This is a genomic window from Bacillus cereus group sp. MYBK14-1, from assembly GCF_051916885.1.
GTDB classification, from domain to species: domain Bacteria; phylum Bacillota; class Bacilli; order Bacillales; family Bacillaceae_G; genus Bacillus_A; species Bacillus_A cereus.
The window spans coordinates 146,461-162,031 of record NZ_JBQAHM010000007.1 but is presented as its reverse complement, the minus strand read 5'-3'; the positions used below and the strand labels follow the sequence as shown (position 1 = coordinate 162,031).

Genomic DNA, 15,571 nt, shown 5'->3' with positions numbered 1-15,571 from the left:
ACTACTACAGACTTGAAACAAATATATGAATTTTCAAACCAACTTCCCTTCCTTCCTTAACAATGATATGATGAAATTCACTACGATTGTTCATAATTAACTTTATATAAAGGAGACTTATCATGTCAGAAAACAAAAAAGTAAGCTTAGCTGATTTAATGCGCGAACAACTTGCTAAGAAAAAGCAAGGAAATGGAAATGGTCAAAATGCAAAAAATCAAAGCCAAGAAACGAAAAAATTACAAAACCAACAAACAAAGAAAACAAACAACCAACGTAGACGTACAGGTGTGTAAATGAACGGACAAAAACGTTCTAATATCGCGCCCGGTCTTGAAGTTGATATTGTATTAAAACAAGATCAACGAACAGGCAAATTAACACGTGGAATTGTAAAAGATATTTTAACAAACTCCCCTTCCCATCCGCATGGCATTAAAGTGCGATTGCAGGACGGACAAGTCGGTAGAGTACAAAATATCGTTCAATAAGAAAAGGAGCTCAAGTAAACTCGAGCTCCTTTTCTTTATTAACCTTTAATTTTCTCGATGAAAACTACTTTTAAGTAGTCTCCTTCTTTAAATTGATCAATGGTACGGAAATCTTCTGGTAAAGAATGTTCTTCTAATATTTTATATTTGCCATTCATTTCTTTAAAGGCTGTATCGATAAAGCCTTTAAACTTTTTCATATCGAATGCGCTACAATTTGTAGAAGCAACGATAATACCGTTATTTTCTGTAATAGCAATTGTTTCTTTTAATAAATTTTTATAATCTTTTGCTGCACTAAATGTATATTTTTTTGAGCGGGCGAAGCTTGGAGGATCAAGTACGACCATATCAAATTTCATCTTTTTCTTAGCTGCATATTTGAAGTAAAGAAATACATCTTCTACAATAATATCTTGTGCTTCATAATCAACTTCATTTACACTAAACTGCTCAATCGTTTTACTTAAACTACGATTTGCAAGGTCAACACTCGTCGTTTTACTTGCTCCGCCAAGCGCTGCAAATACAGAGAAAGCACCTGTATAAGAGAACATATTTAACACTGTTCTTCCCTTTGCATATTTATCACGAATTTGTTTTCGAACGTTACGTTGATCTAAAAATACACCAACCATTGCCCCATCATTTAAATAAACCGCAAAGTTCACACCGTTCTCTTTTACGATAAGTGGGAACTCGCCGCGCTCTCCTGCTACGAAATCATCACCCTCAATATATTTCCCTTTCGTATCAAAACGCTTTTTCTCATAAATACCTTTAAAGTTTGCTACTTTTTGAAGAGCGGCTATAATCTCATCTCTGAAAGTGTAAATCCCTTCACTATACCAACTTACTACGTAGTAGCCATCATAATAATCGATAATTAGTCCTCCAAGACCATCACCTTCACCATTCACCACACGGAATGCTGTCGTATCACTTGATTTATAAAATTGCTTTCGTTTATGTAGGGCAGATTTGATTTTACTTTCAAAGAAAGATTGATTAATTTGTTCACTCTCTTTTCTCGTTAAAATCCAGCCGTATCCTTTATTTTGCTTTCCATAATAACCTTTTCCGACAAAGTTGTTCTTCTCATCTACTACTTTGATGATTGTTCCTTCTTCACGAACATCATTTAAATTTTGAATCGCATCTTTTAAAATAAGCGGATATCCACTTTTAATTTCTTTTATAAATTTCGGTTTTATTTTTACAGTTACTTCTAATCGCATATAATAACTTCCTTTCCATTTGCATGCTTTCTCTACAGAAAGCATTTGAAAAACGAGACTGAAAAAACAGCCTCGTTTCACTATACCATATTATTGCTTTGCTAGTACAACTAGCTCATTCTCGCACTTAACCGCCACATATTTACTATGTTTTGAAATGAAAATCTCACTGTCCAAAATAATAGAAAAAAACTTATATATTTCACATTTACCATTGACAATGATAATGATTTTCATTATCATTTGATGTATATGAGTTCTTGAAAATATAGCTACATTTATAGGAGGAATAAACATGATTATTGTTACAAATACAGCTAAAATTACAAAGGGAAATGGGCATAAATTAATTGAGCGTTTTAATAAAGTAGGTAAAGTTGAAACGATGCCAGGCTTTTTAGGTCTAGAAGTTCTTTTAACACAAAATACAGTTGATTATGATGAAGTAACAATTAGCACTCGCTGGAATGCAAAAGAAGATTTCCAAGGTTGGACAAAGAGCGCTGCATTTAAAGATGCTCACTCACATCAAGGCGGAATGCCAGAATATATTCTTGATAATAAAATTGCTTACTATGATGTAAAAGTTGTACGTATGCCAATGGCTGCAGCACAGTAAGAACAGTCCTTTTTTAAAGTATAGAATATGAGAAGCGTTATCTATCACTTCTCATATTCTATACTTTTTTCTTTAATTTCTTTTTACTAATTTTGCGTGTACAACTAGCCTTCCAGCCTCTGGATCAAGAGCATAATCACAAGTAGAAAGTGTTACGATTTCATCATTAGCCGTCAATTCCGTATCCGTTTTGTACAGTGATTTTTCTTGAATTTCCTTTAAGAACGATGCATATGCCGCATCATTTCCAAAATCCGTTTCAATGTAATAAAAGTCCGTTGTTGTCGTGTATACTGAAAAAACTTCAACGTCGTATCCTTCAAATAATGTATCGTAATATAATTTACGATGAGACATAAAAAAGTCTTCATCCAACATTTTTTTTAAACTACCAAACATAGAACCATCTTTCATACGATGGCCATATAAAATCGTATTTCGATTTTGAGATTTCACATCATTACGATGGTCCATAAAAATGCTTCCCGCTCTCATATCTTCACCTTTATAATTACGAAATAAATAGTAATCATTATCTTTTGCTTGAACGATTGGATAATTAATTTGTGTATCATCCATCGTAATCCATCCGACTATCTCTGGATTAATTTTCTGGAGATCCTGAAACTGTTTACGTACCTCTCCATTTTCTGATTTTTCTTCCATTGGACTTCTTTTATAAATATGTTGTGCCTCAGCCATTACTTTACGATTTTCATAATAATCCATGAAAATCCCGCCCAACTCATACATTGAATAGAAAAAGATTCCTAAAAACACAATTGTAAGTATGCGTTGAAAAAAAGAATTCTTTTTCCGTCCTTTCTTACTATTCAAATTATCACCTCAAAACGGATTATGCTCAGCCTTTAGATTCCCATAGGTACCATGTACAATCCGGTATCTTCATCCTGCTTTACAATGACATCTACACCATATATTGCTTTAACCATTTCTTCTGTTATTACATCATTAGGAATACCTTTCGTAATGATTTCTCCATCTTTCATAACGATAATATGGTCGCTATAACGAATGGCTTGATTAATATCATGTAATACCATTACAATCGTTAGTCCATGCACTTCATTTAACTCTTTCACTAACTCTAATATTTCTAACTGATAGTAAATATCTAAATATGTGGTCGGCTCATCTAAGAAGAGCATTGGTGTATTTTGAGCTAATGTCATCGCGATCCAAACTCGCTGCCTCTCTCCACCAGATAAAGCATAAATTGGCTTATCACGCTTACTTTGTAAATTCGTACATACTAGTGCACGCTCAATCGCTTCTCTATCTTCATCTGTTTGCGGAGAGAATATATTTTTATATGGCATACGCCCGAAGCTTATTAGCTTTTCCACTGTAATATCTGCTGGAGCCTCATTTTGTTGATGGACAACTGCTAGCTTTCTAGCAAACTCTTTCGGTTTATATTCACCAATCGCTTTCCCATCAAGTATTACTTCTCCACTGCTAGGAGCGTGGTTTCTAGACATGACACTAAGTAATGTTGATTTCCCACATCCATTCGGTCCAATGATTGTTGTAATTTTCCCAATTTCTATTTCACTACTAACAGACTTTAAACGATTTGTTACGTTATCGTATGAAAAGGTTACATTTTTAATTTCCATGAACTTTATCACTCTTTCTAAGCAAAAATATTAAGAATGGACCACCAATAACCGCCATAATTGTTGCTGCTGGAATTTCGTTAGGTGGCACAATTAACCTTCCAATTGTATCTGCCGTCAAAATTAATAACGCCCCTGCAAGCGCAGAAAATGGAATTAATACTTTATGGTCTGAACCGACTAATTGTCTTGAAATATGCGGAACTAGTAATCCTACAAAAGCAATAACACCTGCAATCGCTGTTGATACTGCCGCTAAGAGTACTGCAATGGCAGAAATAATAAGACGAACTCTCGTCACGTGCAAGCCTAAGTTTTTCGCAGTCTTATCTTGTAGCGATAATAAGTTACACCAAGCTCCTACGAACAGAGCAAGAATAAGACCAATCGTTCCATAAGTCACCATTATTTCTACATCGCCCCACGTCTTCATTGTTATATTAGAAGTCGTCGTTTGCTTAATACTCTTAATAAAATACCCACAAATCGTAACGAATGATTCATTTAATCCAGTAAACATTGCATTAATGGCAATACCAATTAAAATAATGCGAAGCGGGCTTAATCCTGATTTCCATGAAAACGAATAAACGAGATAACATGCAAGCGCACCACCTAAAAAGGCGAATACGGGTGTCCAGAAAAAGAATTGCGGAAACAACGTAATAATAACGAGTGTCATAAAACTTGCTCCTGAAGATATACCGATTACCCCAGCATCGGCGAGTGGATTTTTCATAACAGCTTGAAAAAGCACACCTGAAACAGCGAGAGCCGCTCCAGTGAACAACGCAATAATAATACGCGGGAAACGTAAATCTTTAATGACTTCAACATCTTCATTTCCACCTGTAAATATCCCTTGTACAAGTTCAACAATACCTACTTCTAAACTCCCTTTCATCGCTGACAATGATGTCATAACAATAAGCAATGCAGTAACAATGAGGAAACTCCAAGTTTTTTTATTCATTCTACTCTTCCTTTATATTAAAATGCATCACGGATACATCATTTTTTTCAATTCATCTAACGCTTCAATTGCTGCTAAATTGCCTGTCGTTCCAAATAAACGCTCTTCTAAATCGTAAACACGGTTATTTTTAACCGCAGCAAAGTGTTTCCAAATATCATTTGTTTTAAATTCTTTATCAAACATTTTTACAACTTCATCAGGCATACCATGAGCTGCTCGTAAAATAATATCTGGATCAGCTTTCTTTAAATACTCTGTATTAGAAGCTAAATATTCTACTTGTTCACCTTGCACAATATTTTTACCACCTAGTTGTTTCACTAAATCTCCAATATAAGAATGCTCTGTTGCTACTAAATAACTTCCCGGCACACCTAATAAAATAAGTACTGTCGGTTCTTTCTTTCCTTTTACTTCTTTTTGAATGCTAGCAACCTTTTTATCTAATTTAGTTACTACTGCTTCGGCCTGTTTTTCACGCCCATATTTCTTACCTAAATGGCTAATAGAACTTTGCATATTTTTCAAACTCGTTAAATCTAAAAAGTTTGCTTTCATACCCACACCATCAAAAACTGGCTTTAATTCATATTCAAGTGTTGTCACAGATAACACTTCTGAAGGCTTTAATGACTTTACCTTTTCCATATCTGGACTCATTGGATTCCCAACTTCAGGTAAACCTTTATATCGCTTCGGTAAAGTTTTAGAGCTTGTTGGAACGCCAACTAAATCTACTTCTAACGCATCCATAATTTCAGTAACAGCCACTGTTGTTGCAACAACGCGCTCTTTACTCTCACTCTTTACCTGCTTTGCTGTTTCTTTTTTTGGTGATGAGCACCCAGCTATACTCATTAACAAAATGATAGCCATTAGTACACTTGCAATTTTCTTCACTCTCAATCACCACTCCTTTCCATACAATATGAAACAAGTCTTGATGCACGCGAATATGCATCAAGACTCCAAAAATTACAATCTACCTGCTCTATATTTACGAACTAGTAAAGCAAGTGAACCTAGCAGTAACACCATATATAAACCAAGTTGTGCTGTATCTGCAGTTTTTGAGTTTTTCTCTTTTTTCGAATCATTTTTTGTATCTTCTTTTTTCTTCTGACCATCTGCATTTCGGTTAAAATCAGGAGTACCTACTGTTTTTACATTATCTACTTTCGGTGTAGTCACTGGATTTTTCGGTTCATTTTTCGGTTCCTCTTTAAGAGTTCCTAACGCGCCGATATTATTTGTATCAAATTGAATTTGCACATCGTAGAAATGATGGTAGTTCATCTCATCGATGTCTACCTTTACTTTTGCGTTTAATTTTTTAAATAGATCTTCTACTTCAAACTGTACTACTCGCGTATTTACATTTTTATCTTCGCTTACTACTTTCGCATCAGCGAATAGTTCATTGTTTTCCGTTTGGAATTTCGTAATCCACGCACTATTTTTCAGCGTCATCTCAATATATTTTTTACCATCTTTTACGATTAATTTCGCTGGATTTACAACATAGTCATTCATCTTTGAAATCTCATCTGTTTTATCTTTTAATACTTTAAATGTAATATCATATTGGCCATCTACTAAATTTTTCGGATCAACTATTACTTTCGGGTTATTATTTCCACCTTGGTTGTTGTTTCCACCTTGGTTGTTGTTTCCGTCTTGGTTGTCGTTTCCGCCTTGGTTGTTGTTTCCGCCTTGGTTGTCGTTTCCGCCTTGGTTCCCTAAGGCTTTAATACTGTCTTGATCAAATACAAATTGAACATCATAAAAATGGTGATAATTCATTGAATCAATATCTACTTTTACTTTTGCATTTAATTTTTTAGACAAATCGTTTACTTCTACTTCTACTACTCTTGTATTTTGTTCTTTATTTTCACTTAACACTTTTGCATTAACGAAAGAACCATTTTTCTCAAATTCAAATTTCGTAATCCATGTACTATTTGTTAATGTAAACGATACGTATTTCTTACCATCTTTTACTTTTAATACACCTGGGCTTTTTGTGTATGTGTTCATCATTGAGATTTCATCTGTTTGATCTTTTAACACTTTAAAGCCAATTCTGTATTCACCATCTTTAAGAGCTTTTGGATCAATTGTTGTGTTATTATCTTGGTTATCATTTCCACCTTGGTTGTTGTTTTCACCTTGGTTGTTGTTTCCACCTTGGTTGTTGTTTCCACCTTGGTTGTCGTTTCCGCCTTGGTTGTTGTTTCCGCCTTGGTTGTTGTTTCCGCCTTGGTTGTTGTTTCCGCCTTGGTTGTTGTTTCCGCCTTGGCTATCTAACGGCTTAATGCTACCTTTATCAAATGCAAATTGAATATCGTAAAAATGGTGATAATTCATTGAATCGATATCTACTTTTACTTTTGCATTTAACTTTTTTGATAAATCTGATACTTCTAATTCCACTACGCGTGTATCAGCTTTTTTATCTTCACTTATTACATGTGCATCAACAAACGAACCATTTTTCTCAAATTCAAATTTTGTAATCCAAGAACTGTTCGTTAACGTAAATGATACATACTTCTTACCATCTTTTACTTTTAGCACACCTGGACTTTTTGTATATGTGTTCATCATTGAAATTTCGTCTGTTTGATCTTTTAATGCTTTGAAATTGATGCTGTATTCACCATCTTTAATTGTTTCAGCATCTGGTTTTTTATTTTCATCTGGCTTTTCTACTTCTGGTTTTTCTGCTTCCGGTTTTTCTGCTTCCGGTTTTTCTACTTCTGGTTTTTCTGCTTCCGGTTTTTCTGCTTCCGGTTTTTCTACTTCTGGTTTTTCTACTTCTGGTTTTTCTGCTTCCGGTTTTTCTGCTTCCGGTTTTTCTACTTCTGGTTTTTTCTCTTCATTTTTAATTTGTTCAAGTTTATCTTGTTCAAATAAAAGTTGTACATCATGCATTTGCTTATAATTTCTTGATGCCATTTCGATAAATACTTTTGTATTTAGTTTTTTAGATAAATCGTTTACTTCAAACTCTACTACTCTTGTATCTTTTTCCTTATCCTCACTCACTACTTTTGCATCAACAAATGCGCCATCTTTTTCCGTTTGGAAATTTTTAATTAATGAGCTACTTTTTAGTGTTACAATTGCTTTTTTCTTACCGTTTTCTACTTTTAATACTCCTGGATTTACCATGTAACTATTCATCTTAGATTCTTCATCTGTTTGATCTTTTAACACTTTAAATGGAATGCTGTACGCACCATCTGTAATTGTGTTAGAATTTGGTTGTTGATCTGGGTCAGGCTTTTGGTCGGGCTTCTGACCTGGATCGGTAGTTTCATTTGGATCTGGCTTATTAGCTGGGTCCTCTTTTTCATTTGGTTTTTCTACATGAATTGGTGTAATGCTATTTTGATCAAATGCAATACGAACGTCGTACTCATGATGATAATTTAAAAAATCAATATCTACTTTTACTTTTGCATTTAATACCTTCTCTACATCTTCTACATCAAATTCTACTACTCTTGTATCTTTTTCTTTATCTTCACTAATTACATTTGTCGCAACTAGCTTACCTGCTTTTTCTGTTTCAAATTTCGTAATCCATGAACTATTTGTTAATGTAAAGGATACTTTCTTTTTCCCATCCTTCACTTTTAAAGTTCCCGGACTTACTGAATATTGATTCATCATCGATTCTTCATCTGATGTATCTTTTAAAACTTTGAAGCCAATTGAATATTCACCGTCAGCCAACTTGGTAGCTGCTTGAACTGCAAGTGGTTGTAATGTTGATACGAATGTAAATATCATTAAAAACATAGCAACAATAATTTTTGTATACCTGTTCAATGGAACGACTCTCCCTTTTGAAAATTATTTAATACTGTTCCCATCAAATACAAAGCGAATATCATACGAAGCATTATAATTAATAATTGGAATATTAATTTTCACCTTGCCATTTAGTTTTTTTGACAAGTCAGCAACTTCAAATTCTACAACTCTAGTATTATCTTTTTTATTTTCACTTAACACGGTTGTTTCTACAAATTGACCATCTTTTTCTACTTGGAAACTTTTAATAGAAGCACTATCTTTCACTTTAAATGAAACATATTGTTTTCCATTTTTAACTGTTAATGTTGCTGGGCTTTCAAAATAACTATTCATTCTAGACGATTCATCTTTATCGCCTTTCCATACAGTAAAAGCAATATTATATTTTCCATCAGCTAGTTTTGTAGCAGCCTTTGCATCTTGTAAACCTAGTGTTGCGATAAATGTAAATAAAACAGCAAATACGGCAATAATCATTTTAAATTGTTTAAACATATATTCATCACCCTTCAAAAGATTTATTTACTCAATTTCACTTTACGAATTAAGAAAGCACCTGAAATAAGAATTAACACTGCAAACAATCCAATACGTGCTTCATCGCCTGTTTTTGGGTTATCTGTTTTTTCAGCTTTTCCATTTTCATTTTTTGTTTCTTTATTCACTTCTTTAGCTGTTTCCTTACTCTCTACTTTTGTTTTCTCTTCTTTTACTTGTGTATCTGTTTTCGCTTGATCATTATTTTTTGTTGTAGCAGCTACGCCATTATCGCCACCTACAGCTTTTACATTTGCATCAAAAGCAAAACGAATTGTGTAGTGGTGGTCATAGTTTGCACTTGGTACAACAACATGAATTTTTACAGCTGCCGGTTTGGATAAATCATCTACTTTAAACTCTACTGTTCTTTTATCTGCCGATTCATCTTTATTAACAACTTTCGCATCAACAAAATTTCCGTTCTCTGGTGCTTTAAATTCTGTAATCCAAGCACTATGATTCATCGGAACTTGTACTCTCATCTCACCGTTTTTCACTATTAATTTTGCCGGCTTTTCAAAATAGTCATTTGCCATTGAAGCTGAATCATTTTCCGCTTTTTGAATTACGTAATTAATATCGTAAGTACCATCAGCTAGTTTTGCTGAAGCATTCCCGTATGGCATTACAAGAAAAGCTAGCATACATACGAACGTTATAATAAAAGCGGGTAATACAGAAACCTTTTTCATTTTTTTTGTTTCCTCCTTGGTTATCTTTCATTTCACTTTTTCCGAAAATGATAATTATTCTCAATTCATAAGAAAAAAATAATCTCTTCTACCTATTATTTAATTAGCATTCTTTTATGTAACATAAGCATTATTGATTATCATTCTCATTTAATATTAAAAATAATATCTCACCCTATTCCTTATACGAAGGCATAGAAACTGAGAAAAAATTATAAAACGTATTTATTGATTATCATTCTCAATGTAAGTCAAAAAAAATAAACTTTCTCTTCTCCTCTTCTTTCACCTCTTCCCATAACAACACTATAGTTATAGAAACCCCGTTTCCCTCACTTCCCTTCCAATATTTCCACAACTAAGTCAATCTTAGCCTACTCATAAATTTTTTGTCAACTATATTACGTATAAAATTTTTAATATCTAAATTTCTCTATATGCGGCTTTTTTTACAAAAAAAGAGACTTTCTATTATAGAAAGCCTCTTTTCTCTATTTTTCTACAGCAATTTCCTGCTTTTGAAACTTAGAAACTATATAACCAAATCCTATACCGATTATACCTGGAACTAACCAACCAATTCCTACACTATATAATGGAATCTTATCTAAAATAGGTGCTAGCGCTGCAATTTGAAGGTTTGCATTGTGTAACCCATCAAAGAAACTTATTGCAAATGCTCCTACAATCCCGCCCACATACATCGCTAATGGAAGACGAACGTAGTTTTCAACAAGTGATAATACGATAAGTACGATTCCAATTGGATAAATTGCGATTAAGATTGGTAATGCTAATGCATTTAACTGAGTTAACCCAAGGTTTGCTACCATAAATGCTAATACACAGAAAATGAAAACGACTTTTTGATAAGAAAGCTTTGGTAATAAGGAAGAGAAGTAATCACCACAAGCTGCAACAATACCTACAGAAGTTGTTAAACATGCTGCTGTAATTGCGATCCCTAGTAATAAAGTTCCGTAGCTACCAAATAAATGATTCACGACATTTGTTAAAATAATTCCTCCGTTTGCGCCCATTCCAAGTGACACACTAGAAGCTCCAAGATAAGCAAGTGCTAAATACACAAGTAGTAGACCAAGCGCTGCAATAAATCCTGCAAAGATTGTTACTTTTGCAATACTGTTTTTATTTGTAATGCCTTTTTCTTTTAACGCATGAATTACAACATTTCCGAATACCAGTGCCGCAAGTCCATCTAAAGTTAAATATCCATCAATAAATCCTTTAAAGAGAGGAGCACTATACGCTTCTGTCGGTGCACCAAATTCTCCAATTGGTGTAATAAGTGCTTTACCTACGATAATTGCAATAACAGCTAATAATATTGGAGTTAGCACTTTACCAATACGACCCACTAATTTCGAAGGATTTAAAGCTAAATAGAAAGTGACTGCAAAGAAAATAAGTGTAAAGATAACAAGTGGATATGACTGACCAGCTATCTCACTTGGTAAAAACGGTGCAATACTCATCTCATAAGCTACTGTTCCTGTACGCGGCACACTTACGAATACGCCTAAACATAAATAAATTGCAGTGATAAAAACAAGTGCGAATATAGGATGTACACGTCCTGCTAGCTCATTAATATCTCCCTTTAAAGCTATAACAATTACTCCTAATAAAGGTAGTCCAACGCCTGTTACGATAAAACCAAACAACGCAATCCATACGTCTGTTCCAGCGCCTTGTCCTAATGCTGGTGGAAAAATCATATTACCCGCACCAAAAAACAGTGCAAATAACATTAAACTTATTGCAAACATCTCTGAAAACTTTAAAGATGATTTCATTTCTACTAACCTCCTAAAATAATAAATTAACAAAATATTCTGAATTAAAATCCGTCACATATCCTCTTTCAAGCATACTTCCCCGTAAAAGAACGCAAAAAACACCCGTCCCTAATAAAGGGACGAGTGTTGAAATCGTGGTTCCACCCTTATTCTAATAAAATGAATTTATAACGAAATAAGCTCATTTTATAGCTCGTGTAAATTGATAACGGTTTTATCCGCCAAGAATTACAATGCATCATGTATGCAGTTCACTCTTGAAGTTTAGAGGTGGTAAGCTTGTCTTTTCGTATTAGGAAGCTCACAGCCTAAGGCTTCCCTCTCTGAGAATCGTAAAATACAACTCATGTCCTCATCATTACTTTTATAAAATATCTTGTCGAAACTTGTTGTTTTTTATTATATGGGCTATTTTTTAAAAAATCAATAGTTTTATTTTTTCTGACAAAAAAATATAGGGAGAAAATTTTTCCTCCCTATAACTGCCCTATTAAAATTTCTAACTCTTCAGCTGTAACGCTCCGCCACTTTCCAACTTCAAGCTCATTTAGCTCTATATTCATAATGCGTACTCGCTTTAGCTTTATTACAGTAAATCCGAAAGCACGACTCATTCTACGAATTTGCCTGTTCATTCCTTGCGTTAAAACGATACGAAATGTTGATTGATCGACTCTTGTCACTTTGCACGGCTTCGTCATTCCATCTTTAATCTTTACACCGCGGGACATCTCATCAATAAACCAGTCCGTAAAAGGTTTATCGACTGTGACAACATATTCTTTCTCGTGCTCATGATCACCATGTAAAATTTGATTCGCAATGCCGCCGTCATTCGTTAATAAAATAAGTCCTTCTGATGCTTTATCTAATCGCCCAACTGGAAAGATTCGCTCTGGGTAATTGATATAATCAATAATATTATCTTCAATATGATCGGCTGCTGTACAAGTAATTCCGACTGGTTTATGAAATGCGATATACACTTTTTCTTTCTCTTCTTTTACAATAACTTGCCCATCAATCGTTACCCTATCACCATCGCTTACGAGTGCACCGTGCGTACATATTTCGCCGTTAATAGCCACGCGTCCAGCTTTAATGAGACGATCTGTTTCACGTCTGGAGCATAATTTTGCTTCGCTTATGTATTGGTTGATTTTCATGTTCTATTCCTTTTCACATATATTAAAAGCGTCAATCTATGGCAATATCATTCTGCCACGATTGACGCTTTTTCACTTCGCAAAAACAACTAAATAAATAACCCCAATCACCAAAAATATTCCACAACAAGCTAACAATACTTTTGCAAGTTTGTCCATAAACATATAATGGTTTCCCCTTTGTTTCGTTGTTTTCTATTTTAATTCGACAACTGTTACGCCTAGGCCTCCCTCGCCCATGTCACCGTAACGGAAGGTTTTTACACCGCGATGCTTCTTCAAGTAATCTTGTACACCTTGGCGAAGTGCTCCTGTCCCTTTACCGTGAATGATTGATACGCGAGGATAGCTTGCAAGCTGGGCATCGTCTAAGTATTTCTCAACGCGCGCCATTGCATTTTCAAATCGTTCACCACGAAGATCAAGTTCTAATGAAACGTGATAGTCTCTACCTTTTACCGTTGCAACTGCTTTTTTCTCTGTTTGCTTCGGTGTGTTAATGTATTCCATATTAGATTCTTTCACTTTCATCTTCAGAATACCGATTTGTACGCTCCACTCTGTATCGCTTACTTTTTCAAGTAGTTGACCTTTTTGACCGAACGTTAATACTTTCACTTCATCACCTGCACGTAACTGTTGTTTCGGTGCAGTATTTTTCACATTTACTTTTTGTTTCTTAACAAGCTCTGGCGCTGCGCCTTCTAGACGACTCTTCGCTTCAATTAGCTCGTGGTCTTTCACATTTGCAAGCTGTGCTTTACGCAATTGACGAAGTTCTTGAATAATGCCTTCTGCTTCTTTCTTTGCAGCTTCGACTTTTTCTTCTCCTTCTTTTTGCGCTTTTAATAATCGTTCATCACGATCTTCGTTAAATTCAATAATTTGACGTTGCAACTCACGATGAAGTTTCTCAGATTGTTTGCGAAGCGCTTCTGCTTCGTTCCAGTCACGCTCTGCGTTCTTCTGGCTTTCTTCTAACTTCGCAATCATATTTTCAATTTTATTCGTATCTGTACTAATGTGATTGCGTGCTTGCTCAATAACGCGATCAGATAATCCAAGACGTTTCGAAATTTCAAAGGCATTACTACGGCCTGGTACACCGATTAATAATTTATAAGTTGGACTTAATGTATTTACATCAAACTCAACACTCGCATTAATAACTTGCTCACGGTTATATCCGTATGCTTTTAATTCTGGATAATGCGTCGTTGCAACAACGCGAGCACCCCGATTACATACTTCATCTAAAATTGAAATGGCAAGTGCAGCCCCTTCTTGCGGGTCTGTTCCAGCACCTAATTCATCGAATAAAACTAAGCTTTCAAAATCAGCTTTTTCTAAAATATCAACGATGTTCACCATATGTGAGGAGAACGTACTTAAACTCTGTTCAATCGATTGCTCATCACCGATATCAGCAAAGATATTTTTGAATACACAAATCTCTGACTCATCCATTACTGGAATGTGAAGGCCAGATTGCGCCATTAACACACAAATACCAACTGTTTTCAGCGTAACTGTTTTACCACCTGTATTCGGTCCTGTAATAACAATTGTCGTGAAATCTTTACCTAACATAATGTTATTTGGCACGATTATTTCTGGATCGATAAGCGGATGGCGTGCTTGTCTTAAGTCCATGTAACGCTCGTTATTTACAATCGGCTTTGTCGCTTTAATTCGCTTCGCATAAAAAGCTTTCGCAAAGATGAAATCAAGATTTGCAACTACTTCTACGTTTGATAAAACGATATCCGCTTCTACTGCCACTTCTTCTGTTAACATTAATAAGATGCGTTCGATTTCTTGTTTTTCTTTCACACGTGCTTCTTGCAGTGCATTATTTAATTCTACAATGACTTGTGGCTCAATAAATAACGTTTGTCCAGAAGCCGATTGATCGTGAACAATACCACCATATACGCCGCGATATTCTTGTTTTACTGGGATTACGTAACGTTCGTTACGAATCGTTACAATCGAATCAGACAGCATCTTTTGCGCGTTTGAAGAGCGCGTCATATTTTCTAACTTTTCACGAATACGACTTTCCGCAGTACGAATTTGAGTACGAATACCACGCAGTTTATCACTTGCGCTATCGACTACTTCACCGCCGTCACCGATGCAATTTGTAATTTTCTTTTCTAAATCATATAAAGATACAATTTGAGCGACGTGAGTTTCTAAAATCGGAAGCTCGACACCGTTATCAGCCATATCTTCAATGAAGCGTTTCATATTACGACTACCATACATCGTATTTGCAATATCAAGTAATTCATTTGGACTTAACATACTCCCAATTTTTGCACGCTTCACATTTGAGCGAATATCCGTAATACCACCTAATGGTGCACTACCTTTTAAACGAATAACTTTCGCTGCTTCATCCGTTGTATCTTGCATTTCTACAATTTCTTCAAAATCAGTGCTCGGCACTAAATGCTTCACTTTGTCACGACCAAGTGAAGATGCTGTATGTTCAAGTAATTGTTCTTTTACTTTATTGTATTCTAATACACGCAACGTTCTTTCTAACATGTTGC

The 15,571-nt window shown here is 34.9% G+C and carries 14 protein-coding genes and 1 other annotated feature; of the genes, 3 read left to right on the top strand and 11 right to left on the bottom strand.

Annotated features, from left to right (window positions below; all coding sequences use genetic code 11):
* The first annotated feature begins 122 nt into the window (after positions 1-122).
* Positions 123-296, top strand: coding sequence for a hypothetical protein (locus ACTFR3_RS19155; protein WP_001293578.1), 174 nt, complete (start codon positions 123-125; stop codon positions 294-296).
* Complete coding sequence (locus ACTFR3_RS19150; protein WP_001014310.1) at positions 297-491, top strand: YwbE family protein; 195 nt, start codon at positions 297-299, stop codon at positions 489-491.
* Between the two features lie 38 nt (positions 492-529).
* Here the strand turns inward: ACTFR3_RS19150 and ACTFR3_RS19145 are convergent, their stop codons facing one another.
* Positions 530-1,729 (bottom strand): class I SAM-dependent rRNA methyltransferase, encoded by a 1,200-nt coding sequence (locus ACTFR3_RS19145; protein WP_001235507.1) that lies wholly within the window; start codon positions 1,727-1,729, stop codon positions 530-532.
* Positions 1,730-2,024: 295 nt separating this feature from the next.
* Here ACTFR3_RS19145 and isdG point away from each other — a divergent pair, with 295 nt between their 5' ends.
* Complete coding sequence (isdG, locus tag ACTFR3_RS19140; protein ID WP_000587818.1) at positions 2,025-2,348, top strand: heme oxygenase; 324 nt, start codon at positions 2,025-2,027, stop codon at positions 2,346-2,348.
* 72 nt (positions 2,349-2,420) lie between these two features.
* Here isdG and srtB read toward each other — a convergent pair whose 3' ends face one another.
* From srtB to ACTFR3_RS19090, 10 genes are all read right to left on the bottom strand, one after another.
* Positions 2,421-3,185 (bottom strand): class B sortase, encoded by a 765-nt coding sequence (gene srtB / locus ACTFR3_RS19135; RefSeq protein ID WP_001086126.1) that lies wholly within the window; start codon positions 3,183-3,185, stop codon positions 2,421-2,423.
* A gap of 32 nt (positions 3,186-3,217) precedes the next feature.
* Positions 3,218-3,988, bottom strand: coding sequence for an ABC transporter ATP-binding protein (locus tag ACTFR3_RS19130; protein ID WP_000403758.1), 771 nt, complete (start codon positions 3,986-3,988; stop codon positions 3,218-3,220).
* Positions 3,978-4,961 carry a FecCD family ABC transporter permease gene (locus tag ACTFR3_RS19125; protein ID WP_001036848.1) on the bottom strand — a complete coding sequence of 328 codons (984 nt, stop codon included), beginning with the start codon at positions 4,959-4,961 and terminating at the stop codon, positions 3,978-3,980. The genes ACTFR3_RS19130 and ACTFR3_RS19125 overlap by 11 nt, the downstream gene beginning before the upstream one ends.
* 27 nt (positions 4,962-4,988) lie before the next feature.
* Positions 4,989-5,870: a heme ABC transporter substrate-binding protein IsdE gene (gene isdE / locus ACTFR3_RS19120; RefSeq protein WP_033685303.1), complete on the bottom strand. Its 882-nt coding sequence runs from the start codon at positions 5,868-5,870 to the stop codon at positions 4,989-4,991.
* 69 nt (positions 5,871-5,939) lie between these two features.
* The gene (locus ACTFR3_RS19115) at positions 5,940-8,804 is read right to left on the bottom strand and encodes an NEAT domain-containing protein (RefSeq protein WP_440044691.1); all 2,865 of its coding nucleotides are present in this window, start codon (positions 8,802-8,804) and stop codon (positions 5,940-5,942) included.
* Positions 8,805-8,828: 24 nt separating this feature from the next.
* The gene (locus ACTFR3_RS19110) at positions 8,829-9,287 is read right to left on the bottom strand and encodes an NEAT domain-containing protein (RefSeq protein ID WP_000476164.1); all 459 of its coding nucleotides are present in this window, start codon (positions 9,285-9,287) and stop codon (positions 8,829-8,831) included.
* A 23-nt stretch (positions 9,288-9,310) separates the two neighbouring features.
* On the bottom strand, positions 9,311-10,024 hold the full coding sequence (gene isdC / locus ACTFR3_RS19105; RefSeq protein ID WP_000757944.1) for a heme uptake protein IsdC: 714 nt from the start codon (positions 10,022-10,024) through the stop codon (positions 9,311-9,313).
* Between the two features lie 491 nt (positions 10,025-10,515).
* A complete protein-coding gene (gene brnQ6, locus ACTFR3_RS19100; protein ID WP_000842635.1) occupies positions 10,516-11,841 on the bottom strand; it encodes a branched-chain amino acid transport system II carrier protein BrnQ6 in 1,326 nt (441 codons plus the stop codon).
* A 115-nt stretch (positions 11,842-11,956) separates the two neighbouring features.
* Positions 11,957-12,212, bottom strand: a binding site (T-box leader).
* A gap of 108 nt (positions 12,213-12,320) precedes the next feature.
* Positions 12,321-13,010 carry a 23S rRNA pseudouridine(2604) synthase RluF gene (locus ACTFR3_RS19095; RefSeq protein ID WP_000700716.1) on the bottom strand — a complete coding sequence of 230 codons (690 nt, stop codon included), beginning with the start codon at positions 13,008-13,010 and terminating at the stop codon, positions 12,321-12,323.
* Between the two features lie 195 nt (positions 13,011-13,205).
* Positions 13,206-15,566 (bottom strand): endonuclease MutS2, encoded by a 2,361-nt coding sequence (locus tag ACTFR3_RS19090; protein ID WP_000893715.1) that lies wholly within the window; start codon positions 15,564-15,566, stop codon positions 13,206-13,208.
* Positions 15,567-15,571: the final 5 nt, after the last annotated feature.

What these genes read in the sequence shown, in the direction of transcription:
- ACTFR3_RS19155 (WP_001293578.1), top strand. Translation starts at nt 123, where the DNA reads ATGTCAGAAAACAAAAAAGTAAGCTTAGCTGATTTAATGCGCGAACAA.
- ACTFR3_RS19145 (WP_001235507.1), bottom strand. Translation starts at nt 1,729, where the DNA reads ATGCGATTAGAAGTAACTGTAAAAATAAAACCGAAATTTATAAAAGAA.
- ACTFR3_RS19110 (WP_000476164.1), bottom strand. Translation starts at nt 9,287, where the DNA reads ATGTTTAAACAATTTAAAATGATTATTGCCGTATTTGCTGTTTTATTT.
- ACTFR3_RS19125 (WP_001036848.1), bottom strand. Translation starts at nt 4,961, where the DNA reads ATGAATAAAAAAACTTGGAGTTTCCTCATTGTTACTGCATTGCTTATT.
- ACTFR3_RS19095 (WP_000700716.1), bottom strand. Translation starts at nt 13,010, where the DNA reads ATGAAAATCAACCAATACATAAGCGAAGCAAAATTATGCTCCAGACGT.
- isdC (WP_000757944.1), bottom strand. Translation starts at nt 10,024, where the DNA reads ATGAAAAAGGTTTCTGTATTACCCGCTTTTATTATAACGTTCGTATGT.
- brnQ6 (WP_000842635.1), bottom strand. Translation starts at nt 11,841, where the DNA reads ATGAAATCATCTTTAAAGTTTTCAGAGATGTTTGCAATAAGTTTAATG.
- ACTFR3_RS19130 (WP_000403758.1), bottom strand. Translation starts at nt 3,988, where the DNA reads ATGGAAATTAAAAATGTAACCTTTTCATACGATAACGTAACAAATCGT.
- isdG (WP_000587818.1), top strand. Translation starts at nt 2,025, where the DNA reads ATGATTATTGTTACAAATACAGCTAAAATTACAAAGGGAAATGGGCAT.
- ACTFR3_RS19150 (WP_001014310.1), top strand. Translation starts at nt 297, where the DNA reads ATGAACGGACAAAAACGTTCTAATATCGCGCCCGGTCTTGAAGTTGAT.
- ACTFR3_RS19090 (WP_000893715.1), bottom strand. Translation starts at nt 15,566, where the DNA reads ATGTTAGAAAGAACGTTGCGTGTATTAGAATACAATAAAGTAAAAGAA.